Here is an 8,285-nt window from a genome sequence, read left to right as displayed (position 1 = left end):
CCGGAGCGTGCGCGCGTCGGCCGCCTCCATGCCAGCCTCCATGCCAGCGGACGGCGCGGTGTCGAGATCATCGAACAGGGAACGGGACATGGGCGTGCCTTTCAGGCGGGGACGAGCTGCTCCGCGATGCGGGACAGGTCGGCCACGGAGTTGACCACCACGGTGTGGTGGCACTGTTTCGAATAGGTGAGCATCTCGCTGTCGCCGAAGCCCCAGTTGCCGCGGTCCTCGGGGCAGATCCACAAGAGCCGCTTGCACTTCTGCTTCAGGTCCTTGAGCGCCCACGCGTTGTTGGCGTTGTAGTTGTTCCGGCCGTCTCCGATGATCATCACCGTGGTCCGGCGGGTGATGGCGCCGAGCTGGTCTCGGGTGAAGGAGGCCAGCGCGCGGCCATAGTTGGAGTTCGCCGTGAGCGAGATGGTCTGCCCCATGGTGGCCAGATCGATCGCGCGGTCCACGTCCTGCTCCTTGAAGAACCGCGTCACCTCGCCCACGTCGGAGACGAAGACGAACGAGCGCACGCGCACGAAGAGGGACTGGAGCGTGTAGGTGAAGAGGAGCATCATCCGCGACGCGTTGCGCACCGAGTCGGACACGTCGCAGAGGACGACGACCTCGGGGCGCTGGGGGCGGCGGGTGCGGAACTGGGGCACCATGGGCACCCCACCCCACGGCAGGTTGCGGCGCAGCGTGCGGCGCACGTTCAGCACGCCCTTGCGCTTCGAGCGCTGCTTACGGATGAGCCGGGCCTTCAGCTTCTCGGCCAGCGTCTTCACCGCCGACTCCATCTGGTTCACCTCGGCCTGGCTGAGCTGGTGCAGGGGCTTGTCCACCACCCCGCCCGTGGGCTTGCGGATGCGGGCCTCGGTCTGACGCTTCACCTCGCGCCGCGCCGCGTCCTCCACCTTGCGCAGGGCCTCCGCCACGTGCCGCGAGACGATCTCCACGCCCTCCGCCGGCAGGCCCCGCTTGCGCAACTCGTCCTCGAGCGTCTTGAGCTCCGAGCGCGCCCGATCCATCCCCGCCGCCACCAACAACCGCCGCGTGAAGAAACCCGTCTGCATCGAGCTGCGCATCTGTGACAGGTCCAACTGGAGCGTCGCGGACCGGAAGATCTGCGCCAGCCGGGCCCGGTCCCCCATCAGCGCGGCCTGCGCCATCGGGGAGAGCTCCGGGAAGAGCAGGTTCATCTGGTAGAGCAGCATCGTCAGGTTGTCGCCCTCGATGAGCCCCTGCTCCTGGATCTGCTGCGCCAGGGACTTGTCGAGCGCCTCGAACGTCCTGGCCACCCCCGAGAAGAAGAAGTCGAAGGCCCGGTTGAAGACGTCCACGTCCTGCTCGCGCTTGACCATCGTGGTCCGCAGCACCGCGCGGAAGATGCCCTTGTCCTGGAGGCCCACCTCCGAGGCCGCCCTCGCCGCGTCCGAGACCTCGGACGTGCTCACACGGACCCCGTTCTGGCGGAGGACCTCGGCGAACTCGACGATGCGTGCGTCCATGTGGTTGCTGGCCCCTTCCAAGCCTTCTACCTGTATATCCAGGACCCAGGGAGACATTCATGCCTACAGCAGTCGTCACCGGGGCCGGTATCCGAATCGGCAAGGCCATCGCCCTGGCCCTGGCCGAGGCGGGTTACGACCTGGCCCTGCATGTCCACCAATCGACCGAGGGAGCCGACGAGGTGGCCGGGAAGGCCCGTGCCCTGGGGCGCTCGGCCACGGTGTACCGGGCCAACCTGGGGACGCCCGAGGGGGTGGAGTCGCTGGCCAAGGACGTGCGACGGGACCATCCGGCCCTCGACGTCCTGGTGAACAACGCGGGCCTCTACGAGCGGAGGGCCTTCGAGGACATCTCCCGGGAGGACTTCCACCGGATGCTGGGCGTCAACCTGGAGGCGCCCTTCTTTCTCACCCAGGCGCTGCTCCCGGTGCTGCGAGCGGCCCCCCAACCGCTGGTGGTGAACCTCACCGACATCGCCGCGGAGCGGGCCGAGAGCCACTACGCCCATTACACCGTCAGCAAGGCCGGGCTGCTCATGCTCACCAAGGCCCTGGCGGTGGAGCTCGCGCCCCGGGTGCGGGTGAACGCCATCTCCCCCGGGACGGTCATCTTCCCGGAGAACTTCGACGAGGCCGCCCGGCAGGCGCTCCTCGCCCGCATCCCCTTCGGGCGGGAGGGCTCGGCCGAGGACGTGGCCCGGGTGGTGGTCTTCCTGGCGCGAGAGGCGCCCTATATCTCCGGACAGGTGATCGCCGTGGATGGAGCCCGGAGCGCCCAGCTATGAACCGCCCCCTGTCCGACGCCTTCTCGGCCGCCCCTCGTGACGAGCAGGGCCGCCCGCTGGATGTGATCGAGCTGCGGCAGCTCCCCGTGCGCTGCATCGTCGGGGTGTACCCGGCCGAGCGCGGCACGCCGCAGCCGTTGGATCTCGACGTGGCCCTCTACCTGGACACCCGGAAGGCCGCCACGGCGGGAAGCCTCCGGGACACGGTGGACTACGCGCGGCTGTCCGGCGAGCTGCGCTTCCTGCTGGAGACGGCCGACTTCCGCATGCTGGAGACGGCCGCCGAGGCCCTCTGCCGCTACATCCTGGCCCCGCCCACCGAGGACTCGGCGCGAGCCCCGGTGCGGGCCGTCACCCTGCGCCTGTCCAAGCCGGAGGCCCTGGGCCGGGCGGGGCTCGCCTCGCTCCAGGTGCACCGCACGGCGGACGAGTACCGCTTCGAGCACGAGGAGAAGCCCTTCGGTCGGGTGGACATCCTCTTCCAGGACGCGCACGTGGGCATCTACCGGCTGCGCATCGCTCCGGGCCGGACCATCGTCACCCACGAGCACCGGGTGATGGACGAGGCCGAGCTGGTGCTGGGCCACGGGCTGCTGCTCCAGGGCAAGCCCGTACCGGCGGGGACGGGCTTCCGGTGGCCGAAGCACTTCCCGCACCGCTACGACAACCCTCGGGCGCAGGAGCAGACGGTGCTGTGCGTGGACCGGCCAGCTTTCATCCCCCACGACGAGGTGGAGGTGCCCGAGCCCGCAGACGGGCTGGCGCCGATGGAGGGCCGCGCCTACTACCCGGCGGCGGCGAGTACCCCGGAAGCGGAGGGCGAGCGGTGGTGAGCCCGCAGCCGGTGGGCACGGGGAAGGTGCTGGTGACGGGCGGGGGAAGCGGCATGGGCCTCGCGGTGGCCGAGGCGCTGCTGCGGGCGGGAGGCCGGGTGGCGGTGACCGGGCGGCGAGTGGATCGGCTGGAGGCGGTGGTGCACGCGTGGCCCGGTCAGGCGGTGGCCCTGCCGTGCGATCTCTCCTCCCCTTCCGAGCGCCAGGGGCTGCTGGCGCGGGCGCGCGAGGCTCTGGGCGGGCTGGACGGACTGGTGCACTCGGCGGGGGTGGTGGAGCACCAACCGCCGGGCCACATCTCCGAGGAGGCTCTGCGGACCCAACTGGAGATCAACCTGGTGGCGCCCCTGCGCCTGGGTGAAGAGGCGCTGTCGGTGTTGGAGGACGGCGGGGGCATGGTGTTCATCGCGTCCACGCTGGCCGTGAGGCCGCTGACCACCAGTGCCGTCTACAGCGCGGCCAAGGCCGGGTTGCTGGCGGCGATGCGCTCCCTGGCGATGGCGGGCGCCTCGAGGCGCATCCGGGCCAATGCCGTCTGTCCGGGAGTGGTGGACACGGAGATGGTCCGAGCCCCGCGCCTGAGTCCCGGGGAGGCCCCTCCCGAGGGAGCGGACCTGGAGAAGAGGATTTCCGCTCAACTGGCCTACCTGGGGGCGCTGCACCCGCTGGGACGGCTCGGGAAGGTCGAGGAGGTGGCCGAGGCGGTGGTGCATTTGCTGGGCGCACCCTGGACCACCGGCACCGAGCTGGTCATCGATGGAGGACTCCTGCTCCGCGAGTGAAGGGACAGCTCATGGAGACCCCTCCTCGATTCCAATCCCCTCGTCCTCCACCCAGGTGACGACCTCATCGGGCCGCCCCCACGTGCTCACCAGGATGCGCCCGCCATGGGGTGAATACTTCACGGCGTTGCTCAGCAGGTTGTTGAGCACTTGGGTCACCCGGCTAGGTGTGTCGTTCATCCAATTCTTCGGCTCGGTGTTGCAAGTGACTGGGGGGCCACCTGGGCCGGCGTGTGCCCAAAGAGGCCGCACCGCCTCTCCTCCGGCCCGGCGCACAGCCCACGTGGCACCCGTCAGCAGCCCTCCCCTCCCTCTCTGCTCCAGCACCCTACCCTCTACTGGGCCCCCATGCGTCCTATACGTCGCGAGGGGCAGCGCTCGCCGGCTTCATGCAATACCTGCGAGCCAACCTGTCCAAAAAGGTGGGGCGGCTGGTGGACTGGAGTGGAGGCTTCTGGGAGAGGCACTACTCGGCGGAGCCCAGTGCTGGATGACGAGGCGCTGATGGGCCGGCTGCGCCACGTGCTCGCCCATGGAGTGAAGGAGGGACTGATGGAGAAGAGCGCCAAGTGGCCGGGCCCCACGTGCCTGCCACAGTTGCTGGGGCCAAGTTCTTTGACACCCTCTCCGGACACCTCTCCGGGTTATTTTCTCCCACCTCTCCCGCGACCAGAATACAATCCTACTGAAAATCGAATTCCTAAACCCACGTCGAGTTGTATTCATAAGCCATGAGCGAGCTTCAAACAGAGTACGAGATAAAACGCCCCGCTTTCGATCAACTCAAAGGCGAAATTATCTTTGCGCTTGAGGACGCAATAAAAAAAACAGGGGTTGACATTCACACGCTCTCTTCCCGTGTGAAGACACTCGAATCCATTCAGAGCAAGGCACGCCGATTCGAGATCAAGGCGCCCCTTCAAGAACTCAACGACATCGTTGGAGTGCGCGTAGTATGCCTATTTTTGTCCGATGTACCTCGTCTTCTCGAAGCAGCAAGAAAGTGTTTCAAGATTATAAGCGAAGACGACAAGATAAACAGCGAAAACGTGGAATTATTTGGATACATGTCGCTCCACATGATCGGGACCATGCCTGATGAGCACAAAGGTCCACGATATGACCACATCAAGGGGATGAAATTTGAACTTCAAATCAGAACAATATTGATGGATGCCTGGGCAAATGTCTCTCACCATTTGGCCTATAAGAAGGAGCTTGATGTTCCCAGAGATCTTCGTAGAGATTTCCATGCGCTGAGCGGCCTTTTTTACGTCGCAGACCAGCATTTTGAAATTTTTTTTAGATCCAGCCAAAGTTCACAGCGTGAGATGGCAAATCTACTCGGGGCGGCTGACCCAGCCGCCAATCGGATAGAAATAAATGCCGATACTCTTCGCGCCTATTTGGCAAAAAAATTCCCGGACAGGGAGGGCCATGCCGGCAGCCTTTCTGTTTTGATTGGCGAGTTGGCGCAGGCTGGCTATCGTTGGATTAACGATCTTGACGCCAAGCTTTCTGAGGCTTGGGATATTTTTGTGGAGTACGAAAAACAGAATAGGCTGCCCGAATCAGGGATGTTCATTCGTGAAGGCGTGGTCCGTGTCGCACTAGGATTGGTCGATGATAATTTTGAAAGAATAGTTCACAAAAATTTGTCAGAAAAGTACATGGAGCAAGTGTTGGAGGAGAGGAGGAGTTTTCTGGAAAAATACAATCGAGCGAAAGGGAAAAAGCGCGTTCGGCACAAGTCATCCAAAGCAAAAAAATAGCCCTGACATTGCTTGACCGCGTCGCGTCGAGCTTCGAGAAGAATGCGAGCCCCGAACCGCGGAAGTCACCCGTTTATAGGCCGGAGACTGGGAACAAATGCCTATTTAGTCGCGGCACCGCCCCCGCGCGTGACTCCGGCGCCGTCACACCGTCATCGCCTCTTCTCCGGCCCGGCGCACAGCCCACGTGGCACCCGTCAGCAGCCCTCCCCTCCCTCTCTGCTCCAGCACCCCACCCCTGCTGTGCCTTCTCTGCGACCTGCTGCTTGAGTCAGCTACTCGCGACAACTACGTTGATACTCACCGGGTGTAGCGTCACAACGCCTTGGTGGTCAACTCCTTGGCCGTCTCGACGAAGAGGCGCAGGGGCTCCGAGCGCTGTGCCCGGCTAGGGAAGTAGAGGAAATAGCCGGGCACGGTGGGCGCGTAGGCCTCCAGCACCCGCACGAGTTTCCCCGAGCGCAGCTGCTCCTGCACCGCGGGCTCGATGGCGTACGCCAGCCCGCGCCCGCCTCGGCGAGTGCCATCATGACTGCACCGTCGCTCGTGACGACGCCACTGCGCACGGACACCCGCCAGTTCTTGCGCCCGCGCTCCAGCTCCCACGCGTAGAGCGCCCCCGTCGTTGGCGAGCGGAACGTGAAGCACTCGTGGCGCAGCAGGTCCTCTCAGAGAAGGTGTCAGACGATTTGTAAGCCACATCTCCGAGGAGGCCCTGCGGGCCCAGCTTGAGGTGAACCTCGTGGCCCCCCTGCGCCTGGGCGAAGAGGCGCTGTCGGTGCTGGAGTCCGGTGGAGGAGGCATGGTGTTCATCGCCTCCACGCTGGCCCTGAGGCCGCTGCCCACCAGTGCCGTCTACAGCGCGGCCAAGGCTGGATTGCTGGCCGCCATGCGCTCGCTGGCGATGGCGGGCGCCGCGCGGAGCATCCGGGCCAACGCCGTCTGCCCGGGCGTGGTGGACACGGAGATGGTCCGTGCTCCGCGCCTGGCTCCGGGTGAGGTCCCTCCCGAGGGAGCGGAGCTGGAGAAGCGAATCTCCGACCAGCTGTCCTTCCTGGGGGCACTGCATCCGCTGGGACGGCTCGGGAAGGTCGAGGAGGTGGCCGAGGCGGTGGTGCATCTGCTGGGCGCACCCTGGACCACCGGCAGCGAGTTGGTCATCGACGGAGGACTGCTCCTCCGCGAGTGAATGGGTCCTGGTAACATGTGCCGTGCCCGCTGCGCTTGCCCGGCTTTCCGGGGGGGGAATGAGAGGTCATCTATGGGGAACGTGTACTGTCAGCACGGAATGCCGCCGCTCACCTGCCTCACCTGTGCGAAGAACGTCGCCAGGAATGCGGTGAAGGCCATCACTCCCCCCGAGTTCAACATCACCGAGATTCCCGCGGTGATGGACAAGCTCCAGGGCGTGCAGGGCGCGTTGTTCATGCGCAGGTGGTTCGACAGCCCCGCCTACGAGCTGCCCATGGGCCTCAAGACGGGCAAGATCGATGCGCGCACGCTGGACAAGTCCCACATCAAGCAGGATCTGCCCTTCAGCTGGCTGGAGAACTCCAAGCGAGTGGGCCCCATTGTGAAGTCGGTGGTGGAGGAGCTCTCCGAGGTCAACCAGTTCAACGGACGGGTCGGACGGGTCAAGCAAGCCCTCGATCAGCTCTCGCGCGGAATGATTGTCCTCATGGAGCGGCTGGAGGCACTCGGCCTGCTCGATGCGAAGAAGAAGCAGCTCCGGAACGGGTCGATGTACTTCGGCGACCTGCCCGCCATCGAGCTCGATTACAAGACCCAATTCAACCGTGTGGACGTGGGAGCGACCCTCTGGGAGAAGGCCGTTGACCCCCTGGACGATGTCTACTTCGCGCTGGGCTCCTTCTCCATCAAGCTGGCTGCGACCCAGTTCCAGACCCACAGCAATCTCAACGGCTTCCCCGCCATCCAGATCAGCGAGGTGGCCATGTACGTGCGTGACACGTACGACTTCTTGAACGAAGAGGGCGAGGATCAGCTCCTGGGCTATTGGAACAAGGCAGGGGTCATCAAGCCCGATCCGGCTGAGTACCTGCTGCAGCCCAAATACATCATGAGGTGGTTCAAGATGTACCACAAGGTGACGAACAACCATTACAACGAGCATCGTCGCCGCACCGGCAAGGGGGGCGATTTCCTGGTCTTCTCCAAGGTCAAGCGCTTCCCCGTCTCCATCCTGCTGCACCTGGGCAGCCTCGATTTCGACGAGTATCTGGCCAGGAAGGGCAAGTGATGGGAGCGCGTCCGACCCGGGCCGTGCCTCTGGTCGGGGGAATGCTGCTGCTGCTCGCGGCCTTGCTGCTCGTGGCCCTACCGGTGGGGTACTACCTGTACCTGAAGCGTGTGGCCAGCCAGAAGGCCCGGGTGTTGGGAGTGGAATGGAATCCCAGCCACACCTGCTCCGTCACGACCTATAAACCCTATCTGGGAGAGGACTCGGTTCGCAGTCGCTTCTTCTATCTCTTCAGTTCGCGAGCGTTCTTCCGCGTCCATGATGAGCAGGGAAGGCTCTTGCGCAGCTCGGAGTGGCTCCTCTTCCAGAACGAAGCCGCGGATGAACCGCCCCATTGGGCAGGGGATGGTCAGG

General features: G+C 64.8%; 8 protein-coding genes and 2 pseudogenes. 7 read left to right on the top strand and 3 right to left on the bottom strand.

Going from position 1 to position 8,285, the window contains the following annotated elements; all coding sequences use genetic code 11:
• Nucleotides 1-101: 101 nt before the first annotated feature.
• A complete protein-coding gene (locus VF794_RS27890; RefSeq protein WP_331115569.1) occupies nt 102-1,499 on the bottom strand; it encodes a VWA domain-containing protein in 1,398 nt (465 codons plus the stop codon).
• A gap of 59 nt (nt 1,500-1,558) precedes the next feature.
• Between VF794_RS27890 and VF794_RS27885 the strand changes: the two genes are divergently transcribed.
• From VF794_RS27885 to VF794_RS27875, 3 genes are read left to right on the top strand one after another with little or no spacing between them, the layout of a single operon-like run.
• Nucleotides 1,559-2,284, top strand: coding sequence for an SDR family NAD(P)-dependent oxidoreductase (locus VF794_RS27885; RefSeq protein WP_331115567.1), 726 nt, complete (start codon nt 1,559-1,561; stop codon nt 2,282-2,284).
• Nucleotides 2,281-3,117, top strand: coding sequence for a dihydroneopterin aldolase (locus VF794_RS27880; protein ID WP_331115565.1), 837 nt, complete (start codon nt 2,281-2,283; stop codon nt 3,115-3,117). The genes VF794_RS27885 and VF794_RS27880 overlap by 4 nt, the downstream gene beginning before the upstream one ends.
• The gene (locus VF794_RS27875; protein ID WP_331115564.1) at nt 3,114-3,899 is read left to right on the top strand and encodes an SDR family oxidoreductase; all 786 of its coding nucleotides are present in this window, start codon (nt 3,114-3,116) and stop codon (nt 3,897-3,899) included. Before VF794_RS27880 ends, VF794_RS27875 begins: the two co-directional genes overlap by 4 nt.
• 9 nt (nt 3,900-3,908) lie before the next feature.
• Here VF794_RS27875 and VF794_RS27870 read toward each other — a convergent pair whose 3' ends face one another.
• Nucleotides 3,909-4,079: an ATP-binding protein gene (locus tag VF794_RS27870; protein ID WP_331115563.1), complete on the bottom strand. Its 171-nt coding sequence runs from the start codon at nt 4,077-4,079 to the stop codon at nt 3,909-3,911.
• 551 nt (nt 4,080-4,630) lie between these two features.
• Here VF794_RS27870 and VF794_RS27865 point away from each other — a divergent pair.
• A complete protein-coding gene (locus VF794_RS27865) occupies nt 4,631-5,671 on the top strand; it encodes a hypothetical protein (protein WP_331115562.1) in 1,041 nt (346 codons plus the stop codon).
• 315 nt (nt 5,672-5,986) lie between these two features.
• Here VF794_RS27865 and VF794_RS27860 read toward each other — a convergent pair.
• Nucleotides 5,987-6,339: pseudogene (locus tag VF794_RS27860) on the bottom strand (LysR substrate-binding domain-containing protein); the annotation flags it as partial.
• 29 nt (nt 6,340-6,368) lie between these two features.
• On the opposite strand from VF794_RS27860, the pseudogene VF794_RS27855 reads away from it, so the two are divergent.
• The 3 genes and pseudogenes from VF794_RS27855 to VF794_RS27845 form a co-directional block, all read left to right on the top strand.
• A pseudogene (locus VF794_RS27855) lies at nt 6,369-6,860 on the top strand (SDR family NAD(P)-dependent oxidoreductase); the annotation flags it as partial.
• A gap of 72 nt (nt 6,861-6,932) precedes the next feature.
• On the top strand, nt 6,933-7,931 hold the full coding sequence (locus tag VF794_RS27850) for a DUF6402 family protein (RefSeq protein WP_331115561.1): 999 nt from the start codon (nt 6,933-6,935) through the stop codon (nt 7,929-7,931).
• Nucleotides 7,932-7,972: 41 nt separating this feature from the next.
• A partial coding sequence (locus VF794_RS27845; RefSeq protein WP_331115560.1) for a hypothetical protein occupies nt 7,973-8,285 on the top strand: 313 nt, incomplete at its 3' end.

The organism is Archangium sp. (assembly GCF_036389735.1).
GTDB lineage: Bacteria > Myxococcota > Myxococcia > Myxococcales > Myxococcaceae > Archangium.
The sequence above is the reverse complement of the archived record's forward strand: the minus strand, read 5'-3'. Positions and strand labels throughout refer to the sequence as shown.